This is a genomic window from Kitasatospora sp. NPDC088783 (assembly GCF_044750705.1).
GTDB lineage: Bacteria > Actinomycetota > Actinomycetes > Streptomycetales > Streptomycetaceae > Kitasatospora > Kitasatospora fiedleri.
On record NZ_JBIVKJ010000004.1, the window covers coordinates 129976 to 144476 of the forward strand.

The window sequence follows — 14501 nt, forward strand, 5'->3', positions numbered from 1 at the left end:
CGGGGGAGCGGACGGGCGGACGGGCGGACGGGCCGGTGGCGCGGGGCGGACGGGCCGTCAGCCGGTGGCGATCTCCGGGGACCAGAAGCCGTACGGGCCGGCGTGCTCGCGGCGCGGCCGCGGGAACTGGTCGCCGGGCGCGGTCCAGAAGCCGCCGCGCAGCGACAGCGCCATCCCGGCCCAGTCCAGCGCGGTCTCCACGGTGTGGTGCAGCGCCTCCTGCGACCAGGTGTCGTCGAAGACCAGCGGCAGCACCGGCGAGACCTGCTCGATGGTGGCGATCAGCGGGTTGTGCGTGATCGCCTCGTCCACCAGCAGCACGATCGGCTTGCGCAGCGCCGACGCCCACCCGAGCTCCAGGCTCACCCCGGCCGACAGCGGGGCGCCCACGTACGCGAAGACCAGGTCCGCGCTCTGCATCGCCCGGAAGTCCGACGGCACCCGCTGCTCCGGCGCCCGTCCGGCCACCGTCCACGCGTCGCTGTGGTGCGCGCTGTACACCGCGGCCCCGCTGTCCAGCAGCGTGCTGCGCAGCGTGGTCAGCCTGGTCCGGCTGGCCAGCGTCACCACACTGTCCGCCGGGCCGGTCAGCCGCATCAGCGGCGCGGCCAGGAACACGCGTGCGCGGCGCCCCTCGGCGCGGTGTTGCAGGTGGTGCTCACTCATGTCGACTCCGGGTGTGGTGATTCGGCCGTCGGGTCCGATGCCCCCTGTCCGTCGGAACGGCGGTTGAGGACCCGGAGATTGCCGCGCTCCGGGTTCGGCGGCCGGTGCGGTGGACGCGCTGGATTGTGCTACTGCGGTTACGACTAGCTGATCGTCCATCGCCGGGTGTCAACGAGTCCACTGGCGCACGGTGGCATCTGGCTGCCTGGCGGATAGATGACACCTCGGGCCGCGGCCCCCGTTCGTGCGCGCCGACATGCACATTTCAGCGACCGATCCCCGGCATGTTGAGGGGGGTGGGGTGACGTGAGGGCGGTTGATGGGGAATCATATGTCGGAAATTGGTGCGGCCATCGTTCGAGCGGGCGATGCTCGCGATGGATTTGTCCCGAAAGGAGTGATGTTGTGCTGAAGGTCCGTCGTATCCTGATCGCGGCTGTTCTGCTGGGCATCACTGTGTTTCTCGGAGCCGGCCCGGCGAGCGCGGACTCCTACTGGAGCGCCTCCGAGACCACTGTGGTGCAGAAGGCCCTCGTGGCGGACATGGACAGCCACTGGTAGGCCCCGGCGTCGAGGGGCCGCCGAGCTCAGCCCGTCGGCCCCTCGGCCTGTGCGATCTTCCACCCGAGCTGGAAGAGCGTCTCCACCCCGTACTCCTCGCGCATTTCGGCGATGTGGCGGGCGAGGGTGCGCTCGCTGAGGCCGATGCGCCGGGCGATCGTGCGGTGCGCGATGCCCTCCAGCATCATGCGGACGATTTGCTTGCGCATGCTGGACACCACCTGCGGCGGTATTTCGTGGCCGCCGGTGAAGGGGATGGCCCGCTCCCACTGACTGTGGAAGACGCCCACGATGTAGTCGATGACGGCGTCGTCCCGGACGAAGGCCGCGCGGTCCCGGTTCTGCTCGTCGCCGACGGTTATCACGGCGACCTTCCGGTCGATCACGATCAGCTTGGCGAAGGCCTCGTCCAGTGTTCTCACCTGGCAACCTTCTTGGGTCACCGCCTGGACGTAGCTGATCGTCGGGTTCGAATAGCGGGCGCTCGGCTGGTAGATGGTCCTGATCGTCCCGCCGCGTTCCACGAATTCCATATCGCGGGCGATCGCTATCTTCAGGGCGTCCTCGCCGCGGCCGCCGCCGGGTTGTGCCGTGAGCATTTCATTCGACGCGCTGGCCATGATCGCCGCCAGGTTTTCGTTGATGTTCCCCCGGCCCTGGACGTATTCGATGGCGCCGCCGGATTCGGGGTGCGCGATGTAGGCCAGGTACTCCTGGTGGAGTTCCTGCAGGGCCTGGGTGGTCGCCATCGAGCGGTGCAGGATTCTGGTGGCTTCCAGCTGGAAGCCCAGTGACAATGCCTCGGCCAGCTGCTGGGGGTCCTTCACCGCGTACGTCCCGGCCGGGCCCACCTCGGGCTGCAGGAGTCCGACGTCCAGCAGTTCGTGCAGCGCGGGGTCGTCCCGGTCGGCGGGGAGGGCGTGGCGCCCGGTCAGCTTCCCGCCGCTCTGCACGGCCCGGGTGTAGAGGGCCCGGGCCTCGGGGGAAAGGCCAGGGGCTGCGGCGGGGTTCCTCCGCTCAGTGCTCATGTCCATGACTCCTTGCCTGAGCTGGGGCCTTTGGTGGATCCGGCGCGTGCCCTCCGGCCCGCATCATAGAGCGAAGGTCTCCCGATCCCCCTCGGATTACCGGACTGCGGACAGGCGGGCGGCGCTCCGGAAAAGAACTCTGACAGGACGCGGAAGCCGCCGGCACCCCCCGAACGGGAGGGGTGTCGGCGGCTCGGTGCCGGACGCTCAGCGCTTGGGCCGCCAGACCACCAGCGCGCTGGACTGCTGGACCTGCTGGTAGGGGACCAGGTCGCGGCGGTAGGAGGCGTGCACGGCGGCCTCGCGCTGCTGGAGGGTGGCGGCGGCGCCCTCCAGGGCGTCGACCAGTTCGGTGACGCGGGACTGCAGGGCGGCGACCTGGTTCTCCAGCTCGATGATCCGCTTGATCCCGGCCAGGTTGATGCCCTCGTCCTGGGAGAGCCGCTGGACCTCGCGCAGCTGCTGGATGTCCCGGGCGGAGTAGCGGCGGCCGCGGCCGGCGGTGCGGTCGGGGCTGACCAGGCCGAGGCGGTCGTACTGGCGGAGGGTCTGCGGGTGCAGCCCGGAGAGTTCGGCGGCGACCGAGATGACGTAGACCGGGGTGTCCTCGGTGAGCACGTACGGCGGGGCGGCGGCGCGGGGGCGGCCGCCGCCGGGCAGGCCCTCGCCCAGGCCGGGGCCGGGGCCGATCCGGCCGGTGCCGTCGCGGCTGCTGTCGGGATGGGGACTCATCGGGGTCTCACGCTCCCTCCGCCGCCTTGAACAGGGCGGCTCGCGGGTCGTCCGAGGCGGTGGCCTCGCGGTACTGCTCCAGTGCGGTCAGCGCGTCTCCGTCGACGTGCTTGGGCACCGAGACCTCCACGGTGACCAGCAGGTCGCCGCGGGTGCCGTCCTTGCGGGTGGCGCCCTTGCCCCGGGCCCGCATGGTCAGGCCGTTGGCGCTGCCGGGCGGCAGCTTGAGCTTCACGGCCGGACCGTTCAGGGTCGGCACCTCGATGGTGCCGCCCAGCGCGGCTTCGGGGAAGCTCACCGGCACGGTCACCGTGAGGTTGTCGCCCTTGCGCCCGAACACCGGGTGCGGGTCGACGTGCACCGTGACGTACAGGTCTCCGGGCTGGCCGCCGCGCTCGCCCTGGGCGCCCTTGCCCTTGAGCCGGATCCGCTGGCCGTCCTGCACCCCGGCCGGGATGCGCACCTGCATGGTCCGGGCCGAGGAGGCCCGGCCGCTGCCGTGGCAGACGGTGCACGGGTCGTCGACGATCATGCCGCGGCCCTTGCAGTCCCGGCAGGGCTCGGAGAGCGCGAAGGCGCCCTGGCCCCGGCTGACGGTGCCCGCGCCGACGCAGGTCGGGCAGACCCGCGGGGTGGTGCCGGCCTTGGCGCCCGTCCCGGCGCAGGCGCGGCAGGCGGCCTGGGAGGTCATCCGCAGCGGCACCGTCGCGCCGTCCACGGCCTCCTCGAAGTTCAGCGTGACCTCGGTCTCGACGTCGGCCCCGCGGCGCGGCTGGGCGGTCTGCCGACCGCCGCGGTTGAACAGGCCGCCGAACACGTCGCCGATCCCGCCGCCGCCCGAGCCGCTCCCGCCGTTGAAGAGGTCGCCGAAGTCGAAGCCCCCGGCCGCGCCCGCCCCGCCGGGCCGGAAGCCGCCGCCCGCGAACAGCGAGCGGGCCTCGTCGTACTCCTTGCGGCGCTTCTCGTCGGAGAGCACGTCGTACGCCTCGGAGATGTCCTTGAAGCGCTCCTCGGCCTTGGCGTCGCCCTTGTTCGCGTCCGGGTGGAACTCGCGGGCCAGCTTGCGGTACGTCTTCTTGATCTCTGCGGCGGTGGCGTCCTTGGGCACGCCGAGGACCTTGTAGTAGTCCTTCTCCACGTAGTCCTTAGCGCTCATGGCCTTTGACCGCCACCTCCCGGAATCCCGAAGTTCTGTTGCCTGCCGGCACCGCGCGGTGCGGTGCCGTGATACGGCGCTGCGGAGCCGGCCGTCGTACTGGACGACGTACGACTCCGCAGCGCACGGGGACTCTACTCAGCTGTCGGACGGGCCGTCAGCCTGGTCGCCGTCCGGCTCGCCGGTGGTCTGGGTGCCCGGCTGGGGCTCCGCGACCGCGACCATCGCCGGGCGGATGATCCGCTCGCCGATCCGGTACCCGGGCTGGAGGATCTGCACGCAGGTGTCCTCCGTCACGTCCGACGAGTAACTGTGCATCAGCGCCTCGTGGATGGTCGGGTCGAAGGGCTCGCCCTCCTTGCCGAACTGCTGCAACCCGAGCTTGGCGACGACCGTCTCCAGCGACTCGGCGACCGACTTGAAGCCGCCCGTCACCTCGCCGTGCTCGCGAGCCCGGCCGATGTCGTCCAGCACCGGGATCAGCGACTCCAGGATGCTGGAGACCGCGATCTCCCGGACGGTGGCCCGGTCGCGCTCGACCCGCTTGCGGTAGTTCTGGTACTCGGCCTGGAGCCGCTGCAGGTCGGCGGTGCGCTCGCCGGCCTCGCGCTTGGCGGCGGCCAGTTCGTCGGCACCCGCACCCGCGACGGCCTCCTCGGCTGCCTTGAGCACGGCCTCCTCGGCGGCGGAGTCGTCGCCGGGCTGCTCGCCCTGCGGCTTCTCCGTCATGCCGCACCGCCCTTGGGCTTCTCGTCGTCGACGATCTCGGCGTCGACCACGTCGTCCTCCTTCGGGCCCGCCTCGCCGGCCCCGGCCGCGCCGGACGCCGCGCCCGCGCCGTCGGCCTGCGCGTACAGCGCCGCGCCGAGCTTCTGGGCGGTGGTGGAGACCTTCTCGGTGGCGGTGCGGATGGCCGCGACGTCCTCGCCCTTGAGGGTCTCCTTGAGCTCGCCGATGGCGGTCTCGACCTCGGTCTTGACGTCCGCCGGGAGCTTGTCCGCGTTGTCCGCGATGAACTTCTCGGTCGAGTAGACGAGCTGCTCGCCCTGGTTGCGGGTCTCGACGGCCTCGCGGCGCTTGGTGTCCTCCTCCGCGTAGCGCTCGGCCTCCTCGCGCATGCGGTTGACCTCGTCCTTCGGCAGCGAGGAGCCGCCGGTGACGGTCATCTTCTGCTCCTTGCCGGTGCCGAGGTCCTTCGCGGCCACGTGCATGATGCCGTTGGCGTCGATGTCGAAGGTGACCTCGATCTGCGGCAGGCCGCGCGGGGCCGGCGGCAGGCCGGTCAGCTCGAACATGCCGAGCTTCTTGTTGTACGCCGCGATCTCGCGCTCGCCCTGGTAGACCTGGATCTGCACGGAGGGCTGGTTGTCCTCGGCGGTGGTGAAGATCTCGGAGCGCTTGGTCGGGATCGTGGTGTTGCGCTCGATCAGCTTGGTCATGATGCCGCCCTTGGTCTCGATGCCGAGGGACAGCGGGGTGACGTCGAGCAGCAGGACGTCCTTGACCTCGCCCTTGAGGACACCGGCCTGCAGGGAGGCGCCGATGGCGACGACCTCGTCCGGGTTGACGCCCTTGTTGGCGTCCTTGCCGCCGGTCAGCTCCTTGACGAGCTCGGCGACGGCCGGCATGCGGGTCGAGCCGCCGACCAGGACCACGTGGTCGATCTCGGACAGCTGGATGCCGGCGTCCTTGATCACGTTGTGGAACGGGACCTTGCAGCGGTCCAGCAGGTCCGAGGTGAGCTGCTGGAACTGCGAGCGGGTGAGCTTCTCGTCCAGGTGCAGCGGGCCCTCGGCGGAGGCCGTGATGTAGGGCAGGTTGATCGAGGTCTCGGAGGACGAGGACAGCTCGATCTTGGCCTTCTCGGCGGCCTCGCGCAGGCGCTGGACGGCCATCTTGTCCTTGGACAGGTCGACGCCGTGGCCGGACTGGAAGACCTTCACCAGGTGGTCGACGACCCGCTGGTCCCAGTCGTCGCCGCCGAGGTGGTTGTCGCCGTTGGTGGCCTTGACCTCGACCACGCCGTCGCCGATCTCCAGCAGCGAGACGTCGAAGGTGCCGCCGCCGAGGTCGAAGACCAGGATGGTCTGGTCGTCCTTGTCCAGGCCGTAGGCCAGGGCGGCGGCGGTCGGCTCGTTGACGATGCGCAGGACGTTCAGGCCCGCGATCTCGCCGGCCTCCTTGGTGGCCTGGCGCTCGGAGTCGTTGAAGTAGGCCGGGACGGTGATGACGGCGTCGGTGACCGTCTCGCCCAGGTAGGCCTCGGCGTCCCGCTTGAGCTTCTGCAGGACGAAGGCGGAGATCTGCTGCGGCGTGAAGTCCTTGCCGTCGATGCCGATCTTCCAGTCGGTGCCCATGTGGCGCTTCACCGAGCGGATGGTGCGGTCGACGTTGGTGACCGCCTGCCGCTTGGCGACCTCGCCGACGAGCACCTCGCCGTTCTTGGCGAAGGCGACGACGGACGGCGTGGTCCGAGCGCCCTCGGCGTTGGTGATGACCGTGGGCTCACCGCCCTCAAGAACACTGACGACGGAGTTCGTCGTACCGAGGTCGATGCCGACCGCGCGTGCCATCGTGAATACCTCCGAGGAGAAGTTGAGCAGTACGGACTCAAGGATGCACGACCGATCGGACCGCGTCAACAGCTTTGAGTCCGTGTCGCTCAACTTTACTGAGCGCTTATGTCGCGAGGGGTCCGGCGGCTGCTCCGGGCGGGTGAGTCTGGGCTTAGTGACTGCCGCCATACCTTGAACATCTTCTGGCGGAGTGTTAACGCGCGGTAATGTCCGGCGCGTCGACCCTGCAAGTTACCGACCAGTACAATCTGCGGGGGACCCAAGGGAAGACTCGGACCAGAGCCGCTGGAGACGGAGAGCCGATGCAGCTAGCAGCGATCGTCATCTCGCTGGTCACATTCGTGATCGGCACCGCGCTCGCCGCCCGTGCGGCGCTGTACATCTACAAGGTGGTGCGCACCGGCTCCGCCGACGGCACCCGATTCGGGCAGCCCGCGCAGCGGGTCGCCACCGTGGCCAAGGAGTTCCTCGGCCACACCCGGATGAACCGCTGGGGCGTCGTCGGCGTCGCCCACTGGTTCGTCGCCGTCGGGTTCTTCTCGCTGGTGCTCACCCTGGTGAACGCCTTCGGGCAGCTCTTCGACGCCGAGTTCGTGCTCCCGGTCATCGGCCACTGGCTGCCGTGGAACGTCTTCGTCGAGCTGATCGGCACCCTCACCACCCTGGGCATCCTCACCCTGATGGTGATCCGCCTGCTCAGCCTGCCCTCCCGGGCCGGCCGCAAGTCCCGGTTCGCCGGCTCGATCGCCTGGCAGGCGTTCTACGTCGAGTACACGATCCTCGGCATCGGCCTGTGCATCATGATGCTGCGCGGCCTGGAGGGCGCCCTGGAGGGCGTCGACTCCTACGACCCGGCCTACCTGGTCTCGTACCCGATCGCCGCCGCCTTCCACGGCACCGCGCACGGCACCCTGGTCAACCTGGTGTACCTGTTCGCGATGCTGAAGATCTGCATCTCCTTCGCCTGGGCGATCACCATCGGCGTCAACCCCTCGATGGGCGTCGCCTGGCACCGCTTCCTGGCCTTCTTCAACATCTACTTCAAGCGCGAGGATGACGGCGGCACCGCGCTCGGCGCGCTGCGCCCGATGACCAGCGGCGGCGCCCCGATCGACTTCGAGGACCCGGCCGACGACGCCGTGTTCGGCGTCTCCCAGGTCGAGCACTTCTCCTGGAAGGGCATCCTCGACTTCTCCACCTGCACCGAGTGCGGCCGCTGCCAGTCGCAGTGCCCGGCCTGGAACACCGGCAAGCCGCTCTCGCCCAAGCTGCTGATCATGAGCCTGCGCGAGCACGCCTTCGCCAAGGCCCCGTACCTGCTGGCCGGCGGCGGCAAGTCCATGGAGGGCGAGGAGCAGGCCACCGCCGAGCAGCTCGCCGGCGTCCCCGCCGCCGCCCTGGCCGAGGCCGAGCGCCCGCTGATCGGCACCGCCGAGGAGGGCGGCGTCATCGACCCGGACGTGCTGTGGTCCTGCACCACCTGCGGCGCCTGCGTCGAGCAGTGCCCGGTCGACATCGAGCACATCGACCACATCGTCGACATGCGCCGCTACCAGGTGATGATCGAGAGCAGCTTCCCGACCGAGGCCGGGACGATGCTCAAGAACCTGGAGAACAAGGGCAACCCGTGGGGCCTGGCCACCAAGGCCCGGCTGGACTGGGTCAAGGAGCTGAAGAAGGAGACCGGCATCGAGGTGCCGGTGATCGGCGAGGACATCGACCCCGCCGAGGTCGAGTACCTCTACTGGGTCGGCTGCGCCGGCGCCCTGGAGGACCGGGCCAAGAAGACCACCAAGGCGTTCGCCGAACTGCTGCACACCGCGGGCGTGAAGTTCGCCATCCTCGGCAAGGAGGAGACCTGCACCGGTGACTCCCCGCGCCGCCTCGGCAACGAGTTCCTGTTCCAGATGCTCGGCGCGCAGAACGTCGAGACCCTGAACGCCGCGCTGGAGGACGCCCCCACCAAGCGGATCGTCGCCACCTGCCCGCACTGCTTCAACACCATCGCCAACGAGTACCCGCAGCTCGGCGGCCACTTCGAGGTCATCCACCACACCCAGCTGCTCCAGCACCTGATCGACGAGGGCAAGCTGCTGCCGGTGAACCCGGTGGAGGGCCTGATCACCTACCACGACCCGTGCTACCTCGGCCGGCACAACAAGGTCTACACCCCGCCGCGCGAGATCATCGGCCGGGTGCCCGGCCTGCGCAACGAGGAGATGCACCGCCACAAGGAGCGCGGCTTCTGCTGCGGCGCCGGCGGCGCCCGGATGTGGATGGAGGAGCGGATCGGCAAGCGGATCAACACCGAGCGGGTGGACGAGGCGCTGTCGCTGAACCCGGACATCGTCTCCACCGCCTGCCCGTTCTGCCTGGTGATGCTCTCCGACTCGGTCAACGGCAAGAAGAACGAGGGCGCGGCCAAGGAGCACCTCAAGGTCGTCGACGTCGCCCAGCTGCTGCTGGAGTCGGTCAAGGCCGCCCCCGCCGCCGAGGCGGAGCCGGTCGAGGCCTGACACCCCCGCACCACCCGCACCCCCGCACCACCCGCACCCCCGCACCACCCGGACCCCGGACGCCCGTCGCGGCCCCGGGGTCCGGCCGCGTCCGGACCGGGCGCGGCACCGGGGCCCGGTCCGGGGAACGGCCCGCGGCGCTTCCCGAGCCGGGCCCGGCCCCGGAGCGCCGATCCGCACGCACGATCGACCGGGGTGGTGGCACCCAGGCGATGTTCGAGCAAATAGAGTGTGCGACGGAACCGCGGGAAGGACCGGTTCCGTCGGAGGCCATGGCACGCCGCCCCGGCCAGTTCACCGAGCGAGCGCACCGGACCCTGTCGTGCCGGGCCGCCGGAATTCGACCACGGGAGACAGCACCATGACCCAGGCGATCATGCTGGTCGGAGGCAAGGGCACCCGCCTCCGTCCGTTGACCACCCACACGCCGAAACCGATGCTGCCCGTGGCGGGTGTCCCGTTCATCGCGCACCAGCTCGCCCGGGCCGCCGCCGCCGGCGTCACCCGCGTGGTGCTCGCCACCTCCTACCTCGCCGAGGTCTTCGTCGACCACTTCCAGGACGGCAGCCCCTACGGCATCGAACTGGTCTACCTCACCGAGGAGGAGCCGCTGGGCACCGGCGGCGCGATCCGCAACGCCGCCACCGGCCTCACCTGCGGCCCCGACGAGCCGGTGCTGGTCTTCAACGGCGACATCCTCTCCGGCCTGGACATCGCCGCCCTGCGCGACGGGCACAGCGCCTCCGGCGCCGACGTCACCCTGCACCTCACCCGGGTGGCCGATCCGCGCGCCTTCGGCCTCGTCCCGACCGATCCGGACGGCCGGGTGCTCGCCTTCCTGGAGAAGCCCGAGACCCCCGAGCAGATCGTCACCGACCAGATCAACGCGGGCTGCTACGTCTTCACCCGCTCGGTGATCGACCGCATCCCGACCGGCCGCGAGGTCTCGGTCGAGCGCGAGACCTTCCCCGAACTGCTCGCCACCGGCGCGCTGCTGCGCGGCGTCGTCGACACCTCCTACTGGCTGGACCTGGGCACCCCCGGCGCCTTCGTCCGCGGCTCGGCCGACCTGGTGCTCGGCAAGGTCGACTCCCCGGCCGTCCCCGGCCCCACCGGCGAGGCGCTGCTGCTGTCCGGCTCGCACGTCGACCCGGCCGCCGTGCTCAGCTCCGGCACCGTGGTCTCCGAGGGCGCCCGGGTCGCCGCCGGCGCCATCGTCGAGGGCAGCGTGGTGCTGCCCGGCGCCCGGATCGAGGCCGGCGCGTACGTCCGGGACTCCATCGTCGGCGCCTACGCCGAGGTCGGTGAGCGCTGCTCGCTGGACGGCGTGGTGATCGGCGACGGCGCCGTCCTGGAGGCCGAGAACGAGCTCCCGTCCGGCCTGCGGATCGCCTGCGGCACCCGGCTCCCGGTCGGCGCCGTCCGGCTCTCGGCGGGCCCCGGCGGCTGCGAGGCCGGCCTCAGCAACGCCGCCGCGGTGCACGCGCCCGGCGCCGGCGTCACCGGCTGAGCCCTCCCGCCCGGACTCCGCCGGAACCCGTCGGGCCGGACCCGGGCGCACCGTCACAGGACGGCTGCAATCCGGCCCCGCCGCCATGATCACCCGACGGTGGGTCAGCCGTTGCGGGTACCGTCGAGGCGTGGCTGGCAATCGACACGACGACGGACGGGGCGCCGACCCCCGGCAGCGCTGGACGGCACCCGCACCGGGCACCCCCCAGGGCGACCCGTACCCCGGCGCGCCCACCGGCGCCCCCGAGTACTTCACCGCCCCGCACCCCGGGCCCACCGGCCCCGGCGACCGGCCCGGCCACACCAGGGCCTTCGCGCTCGGCGAGCAGCCCTACGGCGACCAGTCCCACGGCGAGCAGCCGTACCCGTACGACGACGGCTACGGCCAGGGTTACGACGGCCACGGCTACGACGGCCAGGGCCACGACGACGGGTACGGCGGCCACCCGGGCCACCCGGCGGGGCAGGACGGCTACGGCTACGGCTACCACCCGGACGGCCCCGGGCCGGGCGGCTACGCCCCCGGGGCGGCGGACAACGTCGCCGTCTACCGGGCCGGCGGCCAGGCCGCGCCGCACGCGGGCGGGCCCCGGCTGCCCTGGCGGCAGCTGCTGGTCGGCATGTACCGCAGCCCCGGCGCCACCTTCGACCGGATGCGCGACCACCAGGTGTGGCTGCCCGCGCTGTGCGTGTCGCTGCTGTACGGCGTGCTCGCGGTGTTCGCCCTCGACTCCACCTACGACCAGGTGGTGCACTCCACCTTCGCGGTCGCGCTGTGGGCGATCGGCGGCGCCGCGGTCGCCTTCACGCTGGCCGGCGGGGTGCTCTCCGCGGTCACCTACGTCCTGGCCCGGCAGTCCGGCGGCGACGGCCCCTGGCAGTCCACGGTCGGCCTGGCCGCGCTGATCAGCTGGACCACCGACGCCCCGCGGCTGCTGCTCGCCCTCTTCCTGCCGGCCGGCAACCCGGTCGTGCAGGTGGTCGGCTGGGCGACCTGGGTGGGCTGCGCGGTCCTGCTGACCACCATGGTGCGGCGGATCCACGACCTGCCCTGGGGCAAGGCGGCCGGCGCGGCGGCGGTGCAGCTGCTGGCGCTGCTGGTGCTGATCAAGCTGCCGACCCTGGGCTGAGGCGCGGCGCCCGGGCCCGGCACCGGGGCTCCGGGCCCGGGCGGACGGCCCCCTCGGGCCGGGCGTCCGGCCCGGTCCGGCCGGGTTTGTAGGGTGAGGTGTTCGACCCACCCTCGCACCCCGTCCGGAGCCCGCGCATGAGCCTGCCCACCACCCACGTCAGCTTTCCGGCCGGGGAGGTGACCGGCGAGTCGCCGGTCCTCGCCGTGCGCGCCCTGCCGGACGGCCGCACCGCGGTGGTCACCGCGGCGACCCCGTTCCACCCCGTCGACCACACCTGGCCCGACCAGCCCGCCGACCACGGCACCCTCACCGTCGACGGCACCGCCCACCCCGTCGTCGACTGCCTCACCGGCGCGGCCGGGCCCGCGAGCGAGTTCGCGGTCGGCGCCGACGTCCCGGTCCGGCGCGGCGACGAGGACTGGTCCTGGCTGGTGCTGCACGTGCTGCCCGCCGGCGCGCTCGGACCCGAGGCCGTCGGACGCACCGCCCACCTCGCCGTCGACGCCGGACGCCGCGCCGCGCTCTCCGCCGCGCACACCGGCTGCCACCTGCTCGCCCTCGCCCTGAACGCCGCCCTCGCCCCGCGCTGGCGCAAGGACCCCGGCCGCACCGACGCCCTCGGCCACCCCGACTTCGACAGCCTCGCCATGGACAGCTCGGTGATGGACACCACCGCCAGCACCGACACCTACCGGATCGGCAAGTCGCTGAAGAAGAAGGGCTTCACCGTCGACGCCACCGACGCCCTCCCGGCCCTCGCCGACGCCCTCCCCGCCCTCACCGCGGACGTCAACGCCCGGCTCGCCGCCTGGGTCGCCGCCGACGCCCCCGTCGGCATCGACACCCCCGGCCCCGAACTCACCGCCCGCCGCCGCTGGCACGCCGAACTCCCCGAGGGCCCCGCCGCCATCGCCTGCGGCGGCACCCATCTGCACCGCCTCGGCCAGCTCACCGGCCTGCGCACCGCGCTCACCCTCACCGCGGACGGCACCGAACTCGTCGCCGTCACCACCCCCGTCCGCGCCTGACGCCCGTCCCCGTCCGCGCCTGACGCCCGTCCCCGCACACGCCGAGGGCCGGCCCCGTCCGTCGGGGCCGGCCCTCGTCCGCGCGTCCGTTCAGATCCGGGTGCGATGGAAGTTCAGGTAGGAGCGGGACGGCGTCGGGCCGCGCTGCCCCTGGTACCGCGAGCCGTAGCGCTCCGAGCCGTACGGGTGCTCGGCCGGCGAGGAGAGCCGGAACAGGCACAGCTGCCCGATCTTCATCCCCGGGTACAGCTTGATCGGCAGCGTCGCCACGTTCGACAGCTCCAGCGTCACGTGCCCGCTGAACCCCGGGTCGATGAACCCCGCCGTCGAGTGCGTCAGCAGCCCCAGCCGCCCCAGGCTCGACTTCCCCTCCAACCGCGAGGCCACGTCGTCCGGCAGCGTGATCACCTCGAAGGTGGACGCCAGCACGAACTCGCCCGGGTGCAGGATGAACGCGTCGTCCCCGTCCGGCTCGACCAGCCGCGTCAGGTCCGGCTGTTCCTCCGAAGGGTCGATGTGCGGGTAGCGGTGGTTCTCGAAGACCCGGAAGAACCGGTCCAGTCGAACGTCGATGCTCGACGGCTGGACCATCGACGACTCGAACGGGTCGATCACGACCCGCCCCTTGTCGATCTCGGCACGGATGTCGTTGTCGGAGAGCAGCACGCCCCCGAGCGTACGTGCCACGGGGCGGGCGCCCCAAAAGCGCCCGCCCCGTGGACCACTCCGGCCACCCGCTACGACAGCGACTCCACCGCCACCAGCCGCAGCCCGCGCGCCAGTTCGTCCGCCGACAGCTCCGACACGTCCGCCGGCACCGAACTCCGCAACCGCCCGCACCCGGGACACCGCAACAACCGCCCCGGCCCCAACCGCCCCGCCTGCAGATGCTGCATCGGAAACGCCGCCGTACTGAACACGTGCCCCTCGACACAACGAACCACGGTGCGCTGCTCCATCGGTCCCCTTCCCACACTCTCCGCCGACAGCGTCACATTAGGGGATCTACCGGACACCGCTCACCCAGGCTCGCCGCCACCGGAACCCTGTGCTCACCGCCCCGCACCATGGGGTACAGTGGTCCTTGATCGGGCCGTCACTGACGGGCCGTCAGCTGCGGGTGTAGTTTAATGGTAGAACATGAGCTTCCCAAGCTTAGAGCGCGAGTTCGATTCTCGTCACCCGCTCCAATAGAAAGCCCCAGGTCAGCGACCTGGGGCTTGCTCGTTGTCTAGACCAATTCCAGGCTCTTGCGCGACTAGCGCGCAGAAAAATGTACCTCCAGGGGTGACGGTCCGTCAGGTTCCGGACCGTTAGGAATTTTGTTCGATCTGCATCTTGAATGGCGAGACACACTTTTTGTGATCTGGGTCACGGGATTTCTCGGACATGTGTAATCTGCGTCACATGTCACGCGAGCGGGCGTTTCCAATAAAACACCAGCTCAGAAGGGTGATTCCGGCCTTCTCTGGTCCTTCGCGCCTTGCCCGCCGGTGGCCGCTGGAGACCGCCACAGAGAAGTGATGCACCGTCAGATTCGGGGCGGAAATGGCTGCGCGACTAGCGCGCGACTATGTACCTGCGCGGCGTGTT

At 71.2% G+C, this 14501-nt stretch carries 12 protein-coding genes, 1 tRNA gene and 1 pseudogene; 6 read left to right on the forward strand and 8 right to left on the reverse strand.

Going from position 1 to position 14501, the window contains the following annotated elements:
• Positions 1-57 precede the first annotated feature (57 nt).
• On the reverse strand, positions 58-666 hold the full coding sequence (locus ACIP60_RS12965) for a hypothetical protein (protein ID WP_157852057.1): 609 nt from the start codon (positions 664-666) through the stop codon (positions 58-60).
• A 405-nt stretch (positions 667-1071) separates the two neighbouring features.
• On the opposite strand from ACIP60_RS12965, the gene ACIP60_RS12970 reads away from it, so the two are divergent.
• Positions 1072-1227 carry a hypothetical protein gene (locus tag ACIP60_RS12970; protein WP_159073132.1) on the forward strand — a complete coding sequence of 52 codons (156 nt, stop codon included), beginning with the start codon at positions 1072-1074 and terminating at the stop codon, positions 1225-1227.
• Positions 1228-1253: 26 nt separating this feature from the next.
• Here the strand turns inward: ACIP60_RS12970 and ACIP60_RS12975 are convergent, their stop codons facing one another.
• From ACIP60_RS12975 to dnaK, 5 genes are all read right to left on the reverse strand, one after another.
• The gene (locus ACIP60_RS12975) at positions 1254-2255 is read right to left on the reverse strand and encodes a hypothetical protein (protein ID WP_146616632.1); all 1002 of its coding nucleotides are present in this window, start codon (positions 2253-2255) and stop codon (positions 1254-1256) included.
• Positions 2256-2462: 207 nt separating this feature from the next.
• Entirely contained in the window at positions 2463-2987 is a 525-nt protein-coding gene (locus tag ACIP60_RS12980) for a heat shock protein transcriptional repressor HspR (RefSeq protein WP_400682951.1), read from the reverse strand.
• Positions 2988-2994: 7 nt separating this feature from the next.
• Entirely contained in the window at positions 2995-4143 is a 1149-nt protein-coding gene (gene dnaJ, locus ACIP60_RS12985) for a molecular chaperone DnaJ (protein ID WP_100837297.1), read from the reverse strand.
• A gap of 138 nt (positions 4144-4281) precedes the next feature.
• Complete coding sequence (grpE, locus tag ACIP60_RS12990) at positions 4282-4872, reverse strand: nucleotide exchange factor GrpE (RefSeq protein WP_400682955.1); 591 nt, start codon at positions 4870-4872, stop codon at positions 4282-4284.
• On the reverse strand, positions 4869-6716 hold the full coding sequence (dnaK, locus tag ACIP60_RS12995; protein ID WP_400682958.1) for a molecular chaperone DnaK: 1848 nt from the start codon (positions 6714-6716) through the stop codon (positions 4869-4871). Before dnaK ends, grpE begins: the two co-directional genes overlap by 4 nt.
• A gap of 305 nt (positions 6717-7021) precedes the next feature.
• Between dnaK and ACIP60_RS13000 the strand changes: the two genes are divergently transcribed.
• The 4 genes and pseudogenes from ACIP60_RS13000 (at position 7022) to ACIP60_RS13015 (ending at position 12908) form a co-directional block, all read left to right on the forward strand.
• Positions 7022-9235 (forward strand): (Fe-S)-binding protein, encoded by a 2214-nt coding sequence (locus ACIP60_RS13000; protein ID WP_400682961.1) that lies wholly within the window; start codon positions 7022-7024, stop codon positions 9233-9235.
• Between the two features lie 361 nt (positions 9236-9596).
• Positions 9597-10670 (forward strand): annotated as a pseudogene (locus ACIP60_RS13005) (sugar phosphate nucleotidyltransferase); the annotation flags it as partial.
• A gap of 205 nt (positions 10671-10875) precedes the next feature.
• Complete coding sequence (locus tag ACIP60_RS13010; protein ID WP_400682963.1) at positions 10876-11877, forward strand: YIP1 family protein; 1002 nt, start codon at positions 10876-10878, stop codon at positions 11875-11877.
• Between the two features lie 137 nt (positions 11878-12014).
• Complete coding sequence (locus tag ACIP60_RS13015) at positions 12015-12908, forward strand: metal-dependent hydrolase (RefSeq protein ID WP_400682965.1); 894 nt, start codon at positions 12015-12017, stop codon at positions 12906-12908.
• Positions 12909-12998: 90 nt separating this feature from the next.
• On the opposite strand, the gene dcd is transcribed toward ACIP60_RS13015, so the two are convergent.
• Both dcd and ACIP60_RS13025 read right to left on the reverse strand, forming a co-directional pair.
• Entirely contained in the window at positions 12999-13574 is a 576-nt protein-coding gene (gene dcd / locus ACIP60_RS13020; RefSeq protein WP_111556909.1) for a dCTP deaminase, read from the reverse strand.
• A gap of 71 nt (positions 13575-13645) precedes the next feature.
• Complete coding sequence (locus tag ACIP60_RS13025) at positions 13646-13867, reverse strand: hypothetical protein (RefSeq protein WP_100837305.1); 222 nt, start codon at positions 13865-13867, stop codon at positions 13646-13648.
• A 157-nt stretch (positions 13868-14024) separates the two neighbouring features.
• Between ACIP60_RS13025 and ACIP60_RS13030 the strand changes: the two genes are divergently transcribed.
• Positions 14025-14098, forward strand: a tRNA-Gly gene (locus ACIP60_RS13030).
• Positions 14099-14501 lie beyond the last annotated feature (403 nt).

Coding starts and splice junctions, on each gene's coding strand:
- ACIP60_RS12965 (WP_157852057.1), bottom strand. CDS start 666: ATGAGTGAGCACCACCTGCAACACCGCGCCGAGGGGCGCCGCGCACGC.
- ACIP60_RS12975 (WP_146616632.1), bottom strand. CDS start 2,255: ATGAGCACTGAGCGGAGGAACCCCGCCGCAGCCCCTGGCCTTTCCCCC.
- ACIP60_RS12980 (WP_400682951.1), bottom strand. CDS start 2,987: ATGAGTCCCCATCCCGACAGCAGCCGCGACGGCACCGGCCGGATCGGC.
- dnaJ (WP_100837297.1), bottom strand. CDS start 4,143: ATGAGCGCTAAGGACTACGTGGAGAAGGACTACTACAAGGTCCTCGGC.
- grpE (WP_400682955.1), bottom strand. CDS start 4,872: ATGACGGAGAAGCCGCAGGGCGAGCAGCCCGGCGACGACTCCGCCGCC.
- dnaK (WP_400682958.1), bottom strand. CDS start 6,716: ATGGCACGCGCGGTCGGCATCGACCTCGGTACGACGAACTCCGTCGTC.
- ACIP60_RS13000 (WP_400682961.1), top strand. CDS start 7,022: ATGCAGCTAGCAGCGATCGTCATCTCGCTGGTCACATTCGTGATCGGC.
- ACIP60_RS13015 (WP_400682965.1), top strand. CDS start 12,015: ATGAGCCTGCCCACCACCCACGTCAGCTTTCCGGCCGGGGAGGTGACC.
- ACIP60_RS13025 (WP_100837305.1), bottom strand. CDS start 13,867: ATGGAGCAGCGCACCGTGGTTCGTTGTGTCGAGGGGCACGTGTTCAGT.